Genomic DNA, 16,007 nt, shown 5'->3' with positions numbered 1-16,007 from the left:
AGAGTATTAAATGAGTACACACCAAACCATGAATACGGCCGGATCGCGCCCAGAGCGCTTGAGTCTGACTCAGCAAGAGCGCAAGGCCAGCATCTTGCTGGCTTTGCTGTTTGCCTGTCGAATGCTGGGTCTGTTTTTACTGACTCCGGTTTTTGCGGTTGCCGCCCATTCCCTGCCCGGCGGTAACGATGCCGCGCGAGTCGGTCTTGCATTGGGTGCCTATGGTCTGACCCAGGCTGTTTTGCAGATTCCCTTGGGGATGGCATCAGACCGTTTTGGGCGTAGGCCGATTATTGTCATCGGCATGGCCTTGTTCGTGGTCGGCGGGGTGATCTCGGCGCTGGCACAGAATATTGACTGGGTGACGGTAGGCCGCTGTATTCAAGGTCTGGGGGCGGTGTCGGCAGCCATTTCCGCCTGGGTAGCCGACTCCACTCGCCCCGAAGTACGTACACGCGCCATGGCCATGGTGGGTGGGTCTATTGGCCTGTCCTTTGCCGTCTCGCTGGTGCTCTCGCCGGTGTTGGTAGGGCAATTTGGCCTGTCGGGACTGTTCTGGGCCATCAGCTTGCTGGGCTTTGTCTGTTTGTTGATTGCTGCTTTTGTGGTGCCCAGTGCGCCTAAAGCGCCAGCCTCGATTGTGCAGGTCACGGCCGGACAGGTTCTGCGTCACCTGGACTTATTGCGACTGAACTTTGGCGTGTTCTGTCTGCACTTTATCCTGATGTCCCTGTTCATTGTGGTGCCGGGCATTCTGGCTACCTTGGGCGGCTATAGCACTCAGGATTTGTGGAAGGTGTACTTGCCCGTTATCTTGGTGTCTTTTGTGCTGATGGTGCCTGCGGTGTTCTGGACAGAGACCCGCAAACGTCACAAACACGCGTTGGAACTGGCCGTTTTGCTGTTGATTGTGGTGCTGGCCGTCATGCCTTGGGCGCGTGACTCGCTGGTTCCCATGGTGGCAGCGCTGACTTTTTTCTTTATTGGCTTTAACGTGCTGGAAGCTTTGCAGCCTTCGTTGGTGTCGCGCGTCGCGCCGCCAGAATATAAAGGTTTGGCGCTGGGTTTTTACAACACCTCCCAGTCCCTGGGCGTGTTTGCCGGAGGCCTGATCGGGGGCGTGCTGGCTGGGCGAGGGCTCACCCAATGGGTGTTATGGACCGGCGCTGCGTTGGCTGTGCTGTGGTTGCTGACCGCGCGTGGTTTCAAAGATAAATATTAGAAGGTATTGCCTGTTACGCTTGTGCAAAGACGTGGCAGGCAGCAGCAAGTAAAGTGGCCGGATTGGCCTCAAGAATCAAGAGCTGGGCGTAACAGGTGACTTTGCCGGGTGCTTAGCCATATACGCCGTTCAAGGTGCCGTAACGGGATCGTTTGCGTGGACAAAACGGCCCTTCCTGGAGTGGGGAGGGAGTGTTAATTAAGGCACGAATCCACGATAATACGGCTTGATATAGAATTTTTGACTACAGGATTTTTTTCATGGCATCGGTAAATAAAGTCATTCTGGTGGGCAATCTTGGCCGCGACCCAGAAGTACGCTACAGCGCAGAAGGCTCGGCCATCTGCAATATTTCCATTGCCACGACTTCGCAGTGGAAAGACCGTACCTCCGGCGAGCGCCGCGAGGAAACCGAATGGCACCGTGTGGTGTTCTATAACCGTCTGGCTGAAATCGCGGGCGAATACCTGCGCAAAGGCCGCCCCGTCTACGTAGAAGGTCGTTTGCGCACCCGTAAATGGACGGGCCAGGACGGTCAGGAGCGTTTCACCACGGAAATTATCGCCGAGCAAATGCAAATGCTCGGTGGCCGCGACGGTGGTGGTGAGATGGGTGGTGGCAGTATGGGCGGTGGTGAATACGGTGGTGGCGGTGGTGGTGCGCCGGCACCGCAACGTGCTCAGCGTCCAGCGCCTCAACAACAACAGCAACAACAACAGGCTCCACGTAATACCGCTCCTATGTCGGACAATCTGGCCGATATGGATGACGATATTCCGTTCTAAAACCTACTAAGCCAAAGTTCAAAGGCCCTTGCCAGTACCGTGCTGGCAGGGGCTTTTTTGTGGGGTTTCGACACAAGCACATTGGCTGCCAATAATGGCCTGTCGCTTGAGGGACTCAGGCCGTGGCTTAGAACGCTCCTTGGGTTGAGTGTCGTAGGGTGACCAAACCTACCCCAGTCAAAATCGCAAAAAGTGCGCCAGCGGCAAAGGTGCCTTGGAAGCCAATGGTGTCCCAGAGCACACCGGCAATAACACTGGCCAGCAGCAAGGCGATGCCGGTTAGCAGATGGAACAGGCCAAAGGCGGTGCCACGCAGTTCGGCGGGGGCGCTGTCGGCAATCAGGACGCTGAACAGGCCTTGGGTAAAGCCCATATGCAGGCCCCACAAAGCAACGCCCAGACCCAAACCCAGCAAGCCGGGGACAAAGGCCAGGAGCAGGTCGGCTGCAATCAGCAGGGTCACTCCGATCAGGAGCAGGTCGGTTTTACGCATGCGATCCGACAGCACACCTGCAGGGTAGGCAGACAGGGAAAAGGCCACTCCCATGACAACCAGGACGGCTGGAGCCCACATGGGTGGTAAGCCGCTGGCCTCTGCGCGCAAGAGAAGGAAGGCTTCGCTGAAACGGGCCAATGTAAAGGCCAGACCAATGGCGACAATCGACCAGTAGCGGGAACCCAAACGGCTCAGGTCTTCCCGGTTCAGGGGTAGTTTGCGGGGGCGGGTGTTGGCGGGTAAGGTGGGCTCGCGCACAAAGAGCACCAGAACGGCGATCGAAGCAAAGGCAGGCAGCACGGCAACCCAGAAGATCAACTGGTAATTATTGGCTGTCCACCACATCAGCCCGATGGCCAGCAGGGGGCCGACAAAGGCGCCAACGGTATCGAGCGTTTGCCGCAAACCGTAGGCCGCCCCACGCGATTCGGGGCCAGTGACATCGGCGATCAGGGCGTCACGGGGGGCACCGCGTATGCCTTTGCCGATGCGGTCTACAACGCGGGCGCCGACCAGCCAGTCCAGTGAGTTTGCCAGGGGAAAAATGGGTTTGGTCAGGGCTGCCAGCCCATAGCCAATGAGGGCCAGCAGTTTACGCTTTCCAAAACGGTCGCTGACCGCGCCGGAAAACACTTTCATGATGGAGGCGGTGGCCTCGGCAATGCCTTCGATAACGCCTACTGCCAGTACCGAGGTACCCAGGACGGTAACCATGTAAATGGGCAGCAGAGCGTGGATCAGTTCTGAGGAAATGTCCATGAACATGGATACAAAGCCCAATGCCCAGACGCTGCGGTGAATGCTGGCCCTGGAGGGGGCGGCGGCCGGTGTCGGTGCAGGATCAGCAGTTTTCTTCATGAGCGTCATAGACCATCTGGGCATACGCATCCAGCCGTGCCTGACACGCTTGCAGACGCTCTTGGGCAAGCGGTGCCAGGGGGGCGCCATAAAAATCCAGCTTCCGGATTTTCTCGTACCAGTTTTCCAGTTTCTTAAGGTCAGTTTCTTCTTCGTCCAGTTCGGCATAGGTGAATTTCTGAATCGAAATTTCCTTGTCGATCTCGGCCTCGAAGTCTTTGCACCGGCCCAGCAGCTCCTGATACTGATCGTTGCGCTCGTCCGTGAAACGGGCGATGACCTTGTTTTCCTGGGCCTTGTCCAGTGCAATGGTTTCCAGCAAGACGCATTCGCCTTGCATGGTGGCGATGTCGTTTTCCAGCACCTTTAGGCGGCGTACATGCTCGTCGGTTTTGGGCAGCACGCACACCCCGTTTTGCAGATACACCGCGCCCAGGCTTTTCAAACGTCGCCATAGTGCCAGGCGTTTGGCACTAGGCTCAGAGGGGACTTTATAGGTCAGAAGTAGCCATCTCATTGATGTCATAACAATCAAGAAGTAGTAACGACCGTTTCATATTAATCGATGTTGTCGTTTTTTTATGAAAGGAGGCGATAAATAAAAAACATATCAATACTGGCTTGAGACAGGCCGTTGATAGCGTCGAACCTGTATCCAAGTGTTTGAGCTTGTATCTCTGCTTGAGAAGGGCGATAGCCGTTTTTATTGGGGAAAACCAGTAGCAAATTTCGTGCTTAGCCCGCATGGATGGTGATTTTGAGCGGCTTTCATACGGCCTGATTTTCAGTTTTTTATTGCTCAAAGACCTAGTTTCCTGCAACTGGAGGCGGCTGTTTTGCGCTTTCCAAGCCAAGGGGCAATCGCTACCATGAAAGGCACCTATTCACTTTGTTCAGTTTCTTGCGCGACCGGTTTGGATCACCAGCAGCGTGCAGACTTCAAGCCCAGGTCTAGGTAAAGCGCTTGTCCTTAGGGCAAGCACTTGTTGGTTATGGAGTCCGTGTGTTCGTTTCCGGTTGTTGCACGATACAGTGCCGCGCTTTTGCGGTGGGAATCAATACGGAGGAATGCAATGAGTAAGCACAAAGCTGATAAACCCAGCCAAGGTCCTATCGATGTTGCCGCTATCCGCGCAGCTGCCAAGAAGTTTGTGGACGATGGTGCGGTGGCATCCGGCTACAAGGGCAATCGTGAAGAGATCATCCAAATGCTCAATGAGGCTCTGGCCACTGAGCTGGTCTGTGTGATGCGCTACAAGCGCCACTACTTTACTGCCACCGGTTTGAACAACGAGCCTATCAAAGCCGAGTTTCTGGAGCATGCCCAGCAAGAGGCCGAGCATGCCGACCGCATTGCCGAACGTATTGTGCAGTTGAACGGCGAGCCGGATTTCAATCCCAAAAACCTGGCCCAACGCAGCCATGCGGAATATGACGATAGCGGTGACATCAAATCCATGATTCGCGCCAACCTGATTGCCGAGCGTATTGCTATCGAGTCCTATCGCCAAATGATTGAACGCATTGGTGACACCGACCCGACCACTCGCCAGATGCTGGTCGAGATCATGGCCGTGGAAGAAGAGCACGCTGATGACATGGGTGATTTGCTGGACATTTAAGTGTTAACTGCTCAGGCGCTCAGGAACCCCGGTATTTACCGGGGTTTTTTTTCGCCCACATCCTGAAAAAGAGTACAGTAACGACTTTCCTACCTATCGGTAGGTAGTTTGGATTGAAATTGCTATGGACAGGGGTGTCAGTGTGTTTGGGTTTTTGTTTTTCCGTGCGACAGAGAGTGCAACATGAGTGATTTGTCACGTACCAGGAGCCTGGCTTGGTCCTTGATCTTGTTGCTGGCCATGTTGACGGCATTGGATGCGATGGCAATCGATATGTATTTGCCGGGTATGCCTGCCATTGCGCAGGAGCTGGGAGTTTCCTCGGGCCGGATTCAGCAAACGCTGTCTATCTTTCTGGCGGGCCTGGCTTTGGGGCAAGGTATTTATGGCCCTTTGCTGGACCGTTTCGGGCGCCGAGTTCCCTTGCTGCTGGGCGTTGTCATCTTTGTGATTGGTTCGATTCTTGGTGCTTTGGCCACATCGGTTGAGGCTTTGCTCCTTGCGCGTTTTATTCAGGCCTTGGGTGCGGCAGCAGGGCTCGTCACACCGCGCGCGATTGTGGCGGATTTGTGCGATATGAAAGAGTCGGCACGCATCTTTTCGTTATTGATGCAGGTGATGATGATCGCACCGATTGTGGCTCCTATTTGGGGCGCGTATTTATTGCGCCATGCAGATTGGCGGGCCATTTTTTGGATGTTGGCTTTTTTAGGGACGATGGGTTTGTTGTGGGGGCTCAAGACCATCCCGGACTCCTTGCCCGTGACGCAGCGTGTTCCTTTGAATCCCGGTCATATTGTTCGCGCCTATGGACGCGAGCTGGGCAATAAGCCATTCATGGCGTATACCGGTTCCGGTGGTTTTGCACTGGCTGCCTTATTTGTTTATATCAGTGGCTCGGCTTTTGTGTTCACGCAGCATTTTGCTTTGTCGCCCGCTGTGTTCAGTTATGTGTTTGCCGGTAACTCGGTGGCGTTGGTCCTGGGTGGGGTCGTCAGCAATTACGTGTTGAAGGCCGGGATGCCTACTTCTCGGGTGCTGGCCTTAGGGCTGATTGTCCATACGGCTTCGGCCTGGCTCTTGTATGTGGCGGTGCAAGCAGACGTGGCGGGCCTGATCCTGTATGCAGCCTTGATCGCCATGTCGGTCGGTTCTTTAGGAATGGTTTTTGGTAACGTGACGGCCTTGACCATGAACGTGGCTGGCCCTCAGGCTGGTACCGCTGCGGCCTTGATGGGTATGTTCCATTATCTGATTTCGGCGGTGGTGGGCTACATCGTCAGTCTGGCGGTGCCTGGGCCGCACGTTGTGCCTTTGGCGATTGGTGGCTGCGGTCTGCTGTCGATTCTGTTGTATGTTCTGGCCGGCCGTTGCCGCACGGTAACAAGATCGGTCGGGGAGCTGGGGACTGTAAAATAAGCGTTTGCGGCGGGCCGTGACGGTGGCCTTGATGATGAGTCTTTGACTGAGAGCGTGTTGGACTGTGAGCAAAACCACGACTGAAAAACTGCAGGATGCCGCGTTGGCACGCTTTGCTATTCAGGGCTTTGATGCCACCACCATGAACGAGATTGCCGCGGATGTGGGCATTAAAAAGCCCTCTGTCTATGCCCATTTTCGCAACAAGGATGAGCTGTTTCTGAGCCTGATTCCAAAGATTGTGGATGATGAGCTGAACCATGCACGTCAGGTTCTGCAAGGGGGCGATGAGATCAAGCAGCAGTTGCGGGCCTATCTGGAAGGGGTACAGGAGCGCTTTGAGCAATCGCATCAAGTACGTTTTTGGATTCGTACCTTATTTGCCCCGCCTGTGCATTTGTACGATGTGGTGATGGAACCCATGCACGTGTTCATGGAGGACCTGGAAAGCATCATCCATCAGGCCCTGGAGCTGTCTGCCCTGGCCAAGTCCGAGACGGGTTTACGTGTGGATACCTTGGCCATGACTTACATGGCCTTGATCGACAGCCTGCAAAGCGAGTTGTTGTTTGGTGGCGCACACAAGTACCAACGGCGCCTGGCATCGGTTTGGATGGTCTTTGAGACCGCGTTAAGAGCGGGCCGCTCTGCTTGATCAGGTTTTCTCGCCGTTTTGGGCATCCTGATAGGCCTTGGCCGCATTGTGTACGTGCTGGGTCGCCAGCAGGTTGGCCAGATCGCTGTTACCGGCCACAACCGCGTTCAGGATTTGGGCGTGATCTTCCCAGTTCTGGCGGATGCGCTGCAGATTGCTGGGGGCAAAGAGCAGCGCGGTGCGATCACGTAAGGAGCGCATCAGCTCGGTCAGTACGATATTGCCCGACATGGTGGCCAGGGTTTCATGAAATTGCCGGTTCAGGGATTTGAGCAATTCCAGATTGCCGGCATCCATGGCTTCATGGCCCTGACTCAGAATGGTTTGCAGTTTTTCAATATTGGCCGGGTCTTGGCGTTGAGCGGCCAACTTGGCATTAAGCCCCTCAAGCGTGGCGCGCACTTCAGCCATGTTATAGGCAATCTCGGCCGACAATATGGCCACGGAGGCCCCCCGTCGTGGTTCGATAGTGACCAGGCCTTCGGAGGCCAGCTCGCGCAGGGCTTCCCGTACAGGAATACGCGAGACCCCCAGCTCGCTCGCCAGTTTGCCCTCCACCAGGCGGTCGCCAGGATGGAATTCACCGCTCAGAATACGTTCACGCAATTGGTCGCGTATTACCGCAAACAATGAGGCATGCTGATCACCCAAGCGGCGGTTATCCGCATCGACAAGGGAATTGGGAAGGTTGAAACTGGGGATATTCATGGTACGACCTGTGCAATCGGGCAAAAGGGCCAGACACGATTATACGGTGTAGGCGCACTTTTCTGAATATGGTATACAGTTTAGGGGCTAAGTATTCAGTGCCACAGTGTGCGTGCAATCAAGACCAGGGCGCTGATGGAACAAATACCCAATAGCAGCCTGCGCATTAATGGCAGGCTGACTTGATGGCGTAATTGTCCTGATAGAGCAAAACCCAGCAACATGAATGGGTAGAGCACAATGCTGAGCATGGCTTGTTGCAAGGAGAACAGGCCAACCAGCATCAGCAATACCAAAGACAGGCTCGCGCCTAGAAAGAGAATAAGGCCGAGTGACGCGCGTAGCTGTGCCGGCGCCAGATTCTGCATGGCAATTGCCAGGGCAGGGGCGCCGACCGAGGTTAGCGTGCCCATGATCCCCGATGCAATACCCGCCAGAATCATGTTGCGTGTGGAGGGTAGTATTCGCAGGCCCCAGGCGCTGAGAGCGACTGCGCCCAAGATGGCAAATGCAAAACCCAGGTTGACGGCGGCTATCGGTAGTTGCGTCATACCCAAGACAGCGATAAGCGAGCCCGCGGCCCGCCCGCCCAGCGCGCAGACCACGACATTAGGCACGATATGTTGACGTTCTCGCAGGGCCGCCAGTAAAGAGACGCTACCGCCCAAGGCCAACAGCGGCCCTGGTACTAGCTGTGGGAAGATCAGGGCGGCAATGGGCGCCACCAGCATGGCAAATCCAATCCCTCCCACTCCTTGTAAAAACGCGGCCAAAACCACCAGGCAGGCCATCAGCAGCCAGGACAGCGGGTCCACGAGGTCAATTAAAGCCGCCATACACATCCTTCTATTTGTATAAGGTATTCAATCTAAGTGTTTCAAGCATGAAATTCTTAGAGTTTTCCCCAGTTTTTGATGGTTTTTTCTGATTTCGATCATTAATTGAAGATAGTATACCGTTTCAGGAATACTAAATATTCAGAAAAAAGAGAAGGAAAGGGGGATACATGCAAAGCGACGTGGTGCTCGGTGCGGCGCACTGGGCTTATTTGATTAGCGTCCTGGTGATCATCATTACGATGATTTTCCGGGCCAACGTAGTGGTGCCATCCGTCATTGGGACCTTGGCGGTAGTCACGGCCATAACGGGCAGCCCTATTCAGGGCTTAATCAGTATTTTTTCGGCCAGCTTCGTGGCGGCTCAGGAACTGTTCAACATCTTCCTGGTAATCACCTTCATGACAGCGTTGCTCAATTCCTTAAAGCGCCTGGAAGCCGATGTGAAGATGGTGGCCCCCTTTCGCAAGGTCATGGTCAATAGTGCCTCGTCCTTTTTGATGATTGCTGCAGCGACCTATTTTATTTCCCTGTTCTTCTGGCCTACGCCTGCAGTGCCTCTGGTGTCGGCCATTTTGCTGCCGGCGGCTATTGCGGCTGGTTTGCCACCATTGGTCGGTGCGATGGCGATCGCCATCTGTGGGCAGGGCATGGCGTTATCGTCGGACTACATCATTGGGGTTGCTCCGGGCATCAGCGCCAAGGCAGCCGGTGTCGGTGCTGATGTTGCCGTGCTGGCTGACCGCGCGCTGGTGTTGTCCTGGATTACGGGGGGTGTCGCGCTGACCTTGGCGTTCTTGTTGATGCGTCGCCATTTCAAGCCGGCAGACAGCCGTTTGCTGGACGCCTGGATGCGTCAGGCACCGGACAGCACGCTGGATGACGTGGAATCCCAAGGGACGTATGACAAGGCAGAGATGGCCCGTGGGACGGCGGGTAATGAACACACGGTGCACTCCGGCTTAAGTGCCAAGGAAGAACGTTATTCGCGCATTCTGGCCTGGATCACACCACTGGCGTTCCTGGCGGTGATTGGCATCATGCTGCTGCCCCGCTTTATCCCGTCCTTACCCGTTCTGCGTGGTGGAGATGCTGCCGGTTTGGTGGGGGGCGTCGCCTTTGTGTTGATGATGATTGCCACCTGTATGGCAGAAGGTCCACGGCGCATGCTGGACACCTGTCCGGATCATATGACCGATGGTTTTGTCTTCGCGTTTCGTGCCATGGGCTCGGTGTTGCCAATCGCTGGTTTCTTCTTCCTGGGCGCCAGTGAAGCGACCTCTGCCATTTTAGGCATTCCACTGGCACAAACACCTAGCCTCTTGTTCGAGTTGATTTCAGCCGGTCAGCATCTGATTCCGGACAATCATTTTCTGGTGGCGTTTGGTGTCCTGTTGGTGGGGATGATCTCGGGTATTGATGGGTCGGGCTTCTCGGGTCTGCCTCTGACGGGCACCCTGGCCTCGGCGTTGAGCCCTGTGTCGGGTCTGGACATCGAAACCTTGGCAGCGGTAGGACAGATCGGTGCGATCTGGACCGGTGGTGGCACCTTGATCGCTTGGTCGTCCCTGATTGCGGTGGCAGGTTTTGCTCGGGTGCATGTGCTCGATCTGGTGCGGGCCTTGACGGTACCGGTACTGACCGGGATGGCGATTTCGACAATCTGTGCCGTACTGGTGTTTGGATGATCGGTATGGGAACGACAGCCTATAGCGCAGGTGAAAAACAGGGTTTGGGGAAACAGTGGGCCGTGGCTGCCGGACACCCCTTGGCGGTTCGGGCCGCGCAGGCCATGCTGGAACTCAAGGGTAGTGCGGTGGATGCGGCCATTGCGGCTGATGCCGTCATGGGCGTCGTTGAACCGATGGCAACGGGGATAGGCGGCGACTTGCTGGCGATGGTTGCACCGCCGGACAGTAAGCCAGTGGCTTATAACGGTAGCGGAGCGGCGCCTTTGCTGTTGAAGGCAGAGCAGGTTCAGGCCTTGCCTGGGGGACGGATTCCCGAGCGCCATGTGCTGTCCATTACCACGCCCGGCCTGGTGCGAGGGTGGTGGGATATGCATCAGCGCTATGGCCGTCTGGATTGGGCCCGCTTGCTTCAGCCCGCCATCCAGGCAGCACAGGAAGGTTTTGCGGTGGCGTCGGTGGCGGCGCGTGAATGGCAAATCTTTGATTTTGTGCTGCATCGCGATCCCGAGTGTGCCGCTCTTTATAGGGCGGGCAAGCCGCCCAAGGCAGGAGAGCAGTACCTGAACCCGGAGCTGGCGGCTGTCTTGCAGGACATCGCCACGCAAGGACCCGATGCCTTCTATCTGGGGCGCCCCGCATGGCAGGCTGAACAGGCAATGGAACGGGTACAGGGGCTGTTGCGGGCGGAGGACTTTCGTCAGCATAAAGGATTTTTCTGTGAACCGGTCAGCGCATCGCTGGGTGAGTTCAGTCTGTATGAGTGTCCGCCCAACACACATGGGGTGGCCGTGCTGGACGCGGTCCAAAGCGCCTGGCACCGACCCTTGGATGATGATGAGGCGGAGTTGGCATTGATCCAGGCGACCGAAGGGGCAATGACTCATGCCGCTCAGGTCGTGTGTGATCCGGCAGGCAATACGGTTTGCACGGTTGTGGTTGACGAGGACGGATTGGCCGTCACGTTCATGTCCAGTATTTTCAAACGGTTTGGCTCCGGTTTCGCCGTGCCTGGCTGTGGGTTTGTGCTGCAAAACCGAGGCTTTGGCTTCTCCGAGCCTGGGCATGTGAATGGCCCCGGTCCGGGAAAACGTCCGTATCACACGGTTGTCCCGTCTCTGGCCTTGAAGGCGGGCCAGTTCCATATGGGGCTGGGTGTGGTGGGCGGTTTGATGCAACCCCAGGGCCAGATACAGATATGGACCCGTGTCTTGCGCGATGGCTGGCCTTTGGAGCGAGCCTTGTTCGCACCGCGCTGGCGTCTGGAGGGGGCTGGGCGTCTGGCTCTGGAAGACGGCTTTGATGCGAGCCGTACGGCCTTCCTGCGTGAACACGGGTATGGGGCGCCCGACAAGGGAGTCGGCGAACTGGCAGGCCGTAGCGATTTTGGCGGTGCACAAGCGGTGGAGCGCTTGGCGGATGGCCGCCTGAAAGCCGTATCGGACCCGCGCAAAGATGGCTGCGTGGCGTTGGTTTGATAAACAGGCAGGGTTATTCCCTACTTTCTAAAATAGTAGACGGTATACAATATACTTAAATAGTCCAAACCTCATATTTCGTCGGCTGCTGTCAGGGCGACGTCTTTCAACAAGGAAACAGTCATGGAAAAACTGCTGAATCGCGATGAATTTCGCACCGCACTGGAAACCGCCATTAAAGGGAAAAGTGCCAATACTTCCCCTTTCAGTATTGCCTGGGCCAGCGGCAAGCTAAGCCGTGAGCATCTGGCTCGCTGGGCTGAAAACCACTATCACTATGTCGGCCCTTTTGCCGATTACCTGGGTTATCTGTATGCCCGCACTCCCGCTGAATACGTGGAAGCCAAAGACTTCTTGCTGGCCAATATGTACGAAGAGGAAATTGGCGGTGACCGCCACACAGATCTGCTGATCCGCTTTGGCGAAGCTTGCGGCACGACACGGGCACGTATTGAAGACCCCGACAACATGAATGCCACCACCCGCGCCTTGCAGGCCTGGTGTTATGCCATTGCCATGCGTGAAGACCCCGTCGTCGCCGTGGCGGGACTGGTGGTGGGCCTGGAGTCCCAAGTGCCATCCATTTACCGCAAGCAGACCCCAACCTTGCGCGAAAAATACGGCTTCACGGACGAAGAAGTGGAGTTTTTCGACCTGCACATTGTGTCGGACGAAATCCACGGCGAGCGTGGCTACCAGATCGTGCTTGAGCATGCGAACACGGTGGAACTGCAGCAGCGTTGCTTGCGTATCTGCGAAATTGGTGCCGAGATGCGTCTACTGTATACCACTTCCCTGTACAACGATTACGTCAAAGACGAGATCAGCTTGCAGGATCTGCAATTGGAAGCAGCGTAAGTCGGCCAGCCGGGCGGGCAGATAGGCTGCCCGCCGATTTAGAAACAAGGAAGTACAGCGGTGGACAATCTCAAGGACGTCGTTTTCGACAATTACATTAATGGGCAGTGGCAGCCCAGCCAGAGTGGGCGCACGAAGCCCAATTTGAGTCCGGCCGATCGGGACGATGTCGTGGGGGCTTTCCCTCTGTCCACGGCTGAGGACGCACAGGCAGCCGTTGCTGCTGCTCAGGCTGCTTTTGCAGGATGGCGAGCAACACCGATTTCCACCCGGGCCCGTGTGCTGAATGCGGCGGCGGCCTGGCTGGATGCCAATGTTGATCGTATCGCTCAGGGTCTGACGCGAGAAGAGGGCAAAACGCTGGCGCAAAGCAAGATGGAAGTAGGGCGCTCGGCCCAGACCCTGCGTTTTTATGCGGTTGAAGGCCAGACCTATACCGGCGAGACCTTTCCGCAGGATGATGCGCAGCAACTGGTGTATACCCAGCGCGAACCCTTGGGTGTGGTGTCCGTAATTGCGCCCTGGAATTTCCCCATCTCCATCCCGGCACGCAAAATTGCGCCTGCCTTGATTACGGGTAATACCGTCGTTTTCAAACCTTCGTCGGAGACGCCGTTGACGGGTTATTACCTGTGCGAAGCCTTTGCACAAGCAGGGGTTCCGGCCGGTGTACTGAACCTGGTACATGGCAGGGCCAGTGAAGTGGGGCCCACGCTGGTGCAATCCCCTCAGGTACGCGCCATTTCGTTTACCGGCTCGACCCAGGCGGGTGAAGATATTTGTCGTCAAGCCCCCATGAGCACTCGTACCCAGATGGAGTTGGGTGGCAAGAACCCCCTGATTGTCATGGAAGACGCCGACCTGGATCTGGCCGTCAAGCTGGTGGTTCAAGGTGGATTTTCCTTAAGTGGCCAGGCCTGCACGGGCACCAGCCGTGTGCTGGTGCATCGTCAGGTCAAAGAGGAATTCACCCGGCGCTTGGTAGAGAAAGTCAGCGCCTTGACCGTGGGTAATGGTTTGAATGGCAACCCCGACCTGGGCCCCATTGCCACCGAAAGCCAACTGGCAAGCATTCTGGACTATGTGGCCATCGGCAAGCAGGAGGCCACCCATTTACTGGGCGGCGAGCGTTTGACCGAAGGCGACTATGCACGTGGCTTGTTCATGCGCCCGGCTTTGTTTACAGACGTGACCCAGCAGATGCGTATTGCCCGCGAAGAAATCTTTGGTCCGGTGATTGCCTTGCTGGAAATTGATTCCTACGAGCAGGCGCTGGCCATGGCCAATGACACTGAATATGGCTTGTCGGCCGCCATTGTGACGCGCAGTGCCGACTATGCGCATCGCTTTGCCAATGACATTGAGGCCGGGACGGTCAAGATCAATCGCACAACAACCGGCAACTTGATCAACGCCCCTTTTGGTGGACTGAAACAGTCCAGCACATCCACTTTCCGCGAGTCGGGTCGGGCTGGTCTGGAGTTCTACACCCAGATCAAGACCGTGTATCGCGGCATCTGAATTTTATTAACCGGAAATACTGGGAAGACTTATGAAAAAAATCCTACGTCTCGAACAGCGCGAAGCGCGCTTGATGGTGGACGCGGCGATTGCCAAATCCAAAGAGATTGGCGTGCTGGAGACTGTTTGCGTGGTTGACGAAGGGGGCTATCCCATCGTGATGGAGCGCATGGATGGGGCACGCATCACTGGCGCACAAATTGCCTGGAACAAGGCGTTTACCGCTGCCGGCCACAAGCGCTCCACCCATTTGTTCACCACGCCGCCCAATGGTCCGGCACTGCCTGGTAACGAGGCCTTCGGGATTCAGCTCAGCTTTGAGGGACGCTTTGCGGCCTTTGTGGGCGGCTACCCCATTGTGGTCAATGGGGAAGTAATCGGTGGTATTGGCCTGAGCGGCGGTAACGGCGAGCAGGACACGGCAGCCGGTGTGGCCGGCTTGCAGGCCTTGGCCGAGGCCTTGAAGGCAGAGGGTCTGGACGTGCTGGTTCAGGCGGACATCAAGAAATAGTGGCATCAGGAGGACGGGTCATGGCCCATCGTGTCGACATCAAGGAAACCGGCGAGCAGTTCTGGGTAGAGCCGCAAGAGACCCTCTTGCAGGCCGCTCAGCGGCAAGGCGTGCGCATTTATAGCGACTGTGAGTTTGGCGGTTGCGGTACCTGCCGCATTCAGGTTACCCGAGGGAAGGTTTGTTACGAGGACGACTGCCTGCCCATGAGTATTGCCGATGAGGAGCACGAGCAGGGCCATGCCGCCGCCTGTCAGGCTCGACTGGATGCGGATATTGAAATCAGTCTGGCCGCCCATCGTGATGAGCTGCCTGACACGCAGCAGGTCAGGGCGCAGGTGCATAGCGTGGAGCGGGCGTGCCAAGGAATCTGGCGCTTGACCTTGCAGTTACCCCAGGACGTACACGTGCAGTTCCGTCCTGGTCAGTATCTGAACATCTTGTTCGAGGACGGGCGTGCGCGCAGTTTTTCCATGGCCAATGCCGATGCGGCCCATGGGCGTATTGAACTGCATGTACGGGAAGTGGAAGGCGGCCGTTTTACCCAAGTGTGTTTGCCCGGCCTGAAGGCTGGAGACGAGCTGCTGCTGGAGATGCCTTTGGGGGTGTTCTATTGGCGCGAGCGCGACTGGCGACCCATGGTCATGGTGGCAACCGGTACGGGTATTGCACCGATCAAGGCGATTCTGGAGTCCTTGCTGGACAAGGACGACTGCCCACCTGTGAGCCTGTACTGGGGCATGAACCGACCCGAGGATTTGTATCTGGCCAAGGAGATCGAATCCTGGGCAGACCGCTTGTGCGAATTCCGTTTCGTGCCTGTGCTCTCGCATGCCGACGAGAGCTGGCAAGGCGCTCGGGGCTATGTGCAACAACAGGTATGCCAGGATGAACCTGACCTGTCTGAGCATGCCATTTACTTGTGTGGCTCACCCGTGATGATTGAGCAGGCCCGTGGCTTGTTCAAGGAGCATGGTGCCAATGAGCAGTTCATGTATGCCGATGCGTTCAACTTTCAGTCCGATAGCCGCTCGGCAGAGCCTTCTCTTGCTTAGGCGCTGTGTGGGAGCTGATCTTGGGCGACTTCGGGTTCGCGCTTTTTTCGGCTGCCAAACAGTTCAGTGAGTGAGGGCAGATTGATGAGCGGAATACGACGGCGTAGATGCTTGCGCTGAGCCAGATGTGGCAGCAACTGCTCGCCGACGGGACGCTGCAAGTAGCGAAGTTCGACGGGGGTTTTCATAGCAATCTCGTTTAGGGGTTGAATTGAATTAAGTATACCGCAATAGGGGTTTCTACTCAAATAGGCAGGAAACTGTATCTAAAACTAAAGAAATCTGTTGTGGGAAA

At 56.3% G+C, this 16,007-nt stretch carries 16 protein-coding genes; 11 read left to right on the top strand and 5 right to left on the bottom strand.

What is annotated here, in order from left to right:
- The first annotated feature begins 10 nt into the window (after positions 1 to 10).
- The gene (locus OKX01_RS18170; protein WP_094198120.1) at positions 11 to 1,222 is read left to right on the top strand and encodes an MFS transporter; all 1,212 of its coding nucleotides are present in this window, start codon (positions 11 to 13) and stop codon (positions 1,220 to 1,222) included.
- A 260-nt stretch (positions 1,223 to 1,482) separates the two neighbouring features.
- Positions 1,483 to 2,007, top strand: coding sequence for a single-stranded DNA-binding protein (gene ssb, locus OKX01_RS18165; protein ID WP_123050572.1), 525 nt, complete (start codon positions 1,483 to 1,485; stop codon positions 2,005 to 2,007).
- A 127-nt stretch (positions 2,008 to 2,134) separates the two neighbouring features.
- On the opposite strand, the gene OKX01_RS18160 is transcribed toward ssb, so the two are convergent.
- On the bottom strand, positions 2,135 to 3,361 hold the full coding sequence (locus tag OKX01_RS18160; RefSeq protein WP_264672223.1) for an MFS transporter: 1,227 nt from the start codon (positions 3,359 to 3,361) through the stop codon (positions 2,135 to 2,137).
- The gene (locus OKX01_RS18155; protein ID WP_125277226.1) at positions 3,345 to 3,878 is read right to left on the bottom strand and encodes a Chromate resistance protein ChrB; all 534 of its coding nucleotides are present in this window, start codon (positions 3,876 to 3,878) and stop codon (positions 3,345 to 3,347) included. Before OKX01_RS18155 ends, OKX01_RS18160 begins: the two co-directional genes overlap by 17 nt.
- Positions 3,879 to 4,434: 556 nt before the next feature.
- On the opposite strand from OKX01_RS18155, the gene OKX01_RS18150 reads away from it, so the two are divergent.
- The 3 genes from OKX01_RS18150 to OKX01_RS18140 all read left to right on the top strand — a co-directional run bounded on the left by OKX01_RS18150 (position 4,435) and on the right by OKX01_RS18140 (position 7,057).
- Entirely contained in the window at positions 4,435 to 4,983 is a 549-nt protein-coding gene (locus OKX01_RS18150) for a ferritin-like domain-containing protein (RefSeq protein ID WP_094198116.1), read from the top strand.
- 183 nt (positions 4,984 to 5,166) lie between these two features.
- A complete protein-coding gene (locus tag OKX01_RS18145; protein ID WP_230019447.1) occupies positions 5,167 to 6,402 on the top strand; it encodes a multidrug effflux MFS transporter in 1,236 nt (411 codons plus the stop codon).
- Positions 6,403 to 6,466: 64 nt separating this feature from the next.
- The gene (locus tag OKX01_RS18140; RefSeq protein WP_264672222.1) at positions 6,467 to 7,057 is read left to right on the top strand and encodes a TetR/AcrR family transcriptional regulator; all 591 of its coding nucleotides are present in this window, start codon (positions 6,467 to 6,469) and stop codon (positions 7,055 to 7,057) included.
- Here the strand turns inward: OKX01_RS18140 and OKX01_RS18135 are convergent, their stop codons facing one another.
- Both OKX01_RS18135 and OKX01_RS18130 read right to left on the bottom strand, forming a co-directional pair.
- The gene (locus OKX01_RS18135) at positions 7,058 to 7,765 is read right to left on the bottom strand and encodes a GntR family transcriptional regulator (RefSeq protein WP_125277224.1); all 708 of its coding nucleotides are present in this window, start codon (positions 7,763 to 7,765) and stop codon (positions 7,058 to 7,060) included.
- A 95-nt stretch (positions 7,766 to 7,860) separates the two neighbouring features.
- The gene (locus tag OKX01_RS18130) at positions 7,861 to 8,601 is read right to left on the bottom strand and encodes a TSUP family transporter (protein ID WP_125277223.1); all 741 of its coding nucleotides are present in this window, start codon (positions 8,599 to 8,601) and stop codon (positions 7,861 to 7,863) included.
- 170 nt (positions 8,602 to 8,771) lie between these two features.
- Between OKX01_RS18130 and OKX01_RS18125 the strand changes: the two genes are divergently transcribed.
- From OKX01_RS18125 to OKX01_RS18100, 6 genes are all read left to right on the top strand, one after another.
- On the top strand, positions 8,772 to 10,289 hold the full coding sequence (locus OKX01_RS18125) for a hypothetical protein (protein ID WP_094198112.1): 1,518 nt from the start codon (positions 8,772 to 8,774) through the stop codon (positions 10,287 to 10,289).
- A 5-nt stretch (positions 10,290 to 10,294) separates the two neighbouring features.
- Positions 10,295 to 11,767, top strand: a complete 1,473-nt coding sequence (locus OKX01_RS18120) for a gamma-glutamyltransferase family protein (RefSeq protein ID WP_264672221.1) — start codon at positions 10,295 to 10,297, stop codon at positions 11,765 to 11,767.
- Positions 11,768 to 11,890: 123 nt separating this feature from the next.
- Entirely contained in the window at positions 11,891 to 12,625 is a 735-nt protein-coding gene (locus OKX01_RS18115; RefSeq protein ID WP_094198110.1) for a TenA family transcriptional regulator, read from the top strand.
- 60 nt (positions 12,626 to 12,685) lie between these two features.
- Positions 12,686 to 14,146, top strand: coding sequence for an aldehyde dehydrogenase family protein (locus OKX01_RS18110; RefSeq protein ID WP_264672220.1), 1,461 nt, complete (start codon positions 12,686 to 12,688; stop codon positions 14,144 to 14,146).
- Positions 14,147 to 14,177: 31 nt separating this feature from the next.
- Positions 14,178 to 14,657, top strand: coding sequence for a GlcG/HbpS family heme-binding protein (locus OKX01_RS18105; RefSeq protein WP_022983673.1), 480 nt, complete (start codon positions 14,178 to 14,180; stop codon positions 14,655 to 14,657).
- Positions 14,658 to 14,677: 20 nt separating this feature from the next.
- Positions 14,678 to 15,712: a 2Fe-2S iron-sulfur cluster-binding protein gene (locus OKX01_RS18100; protein WP_108728340.1), complete on the top strand. Its 1,035-nt coding sequence runs from the start codon at positions 14,678 to 14,680 to the stop codon at positions 15,710 to 15,712.
- Here OKX01_RS18100 and OKX01_RS18095 read toward each other — a convergent pair.
- The gene (locus OKX01_RS18095) at positions 15,709 to 15,900 is read right to left on the bottom strand and encodes a hypothetical protein (protein ID WP_094198106.1); all 192 of its coding nucleotides are present in this window, start codon (positions 15,898 to 15,900) and stop codon (positions 15,709 to 15,711) included. The genes OKX01_RS18100 and OKX01_RS18095 overlap by 4 nt on opposite strands.
- Positions 15,901 to 16,007: the final 107 nt, after the last annotated feature.

The sequence above is a fragment of the Alcaligenes sp. SMD-FA genome (assembly GCF_025960365.1).
In the GTDB taxonomy this organism is placed as follows: domain Bacteria; phylum Pseudomonadota; class Gammaproteobacteria; order Burkholderiales; family Burkholderiaceae_B; genus Alcaligenes; species Alcaligenes aquatilis.
Note: the sequence above shows the minus strand (reverse complement) of the source record. Positions and strands in the feature narration are given on the sequence as shown.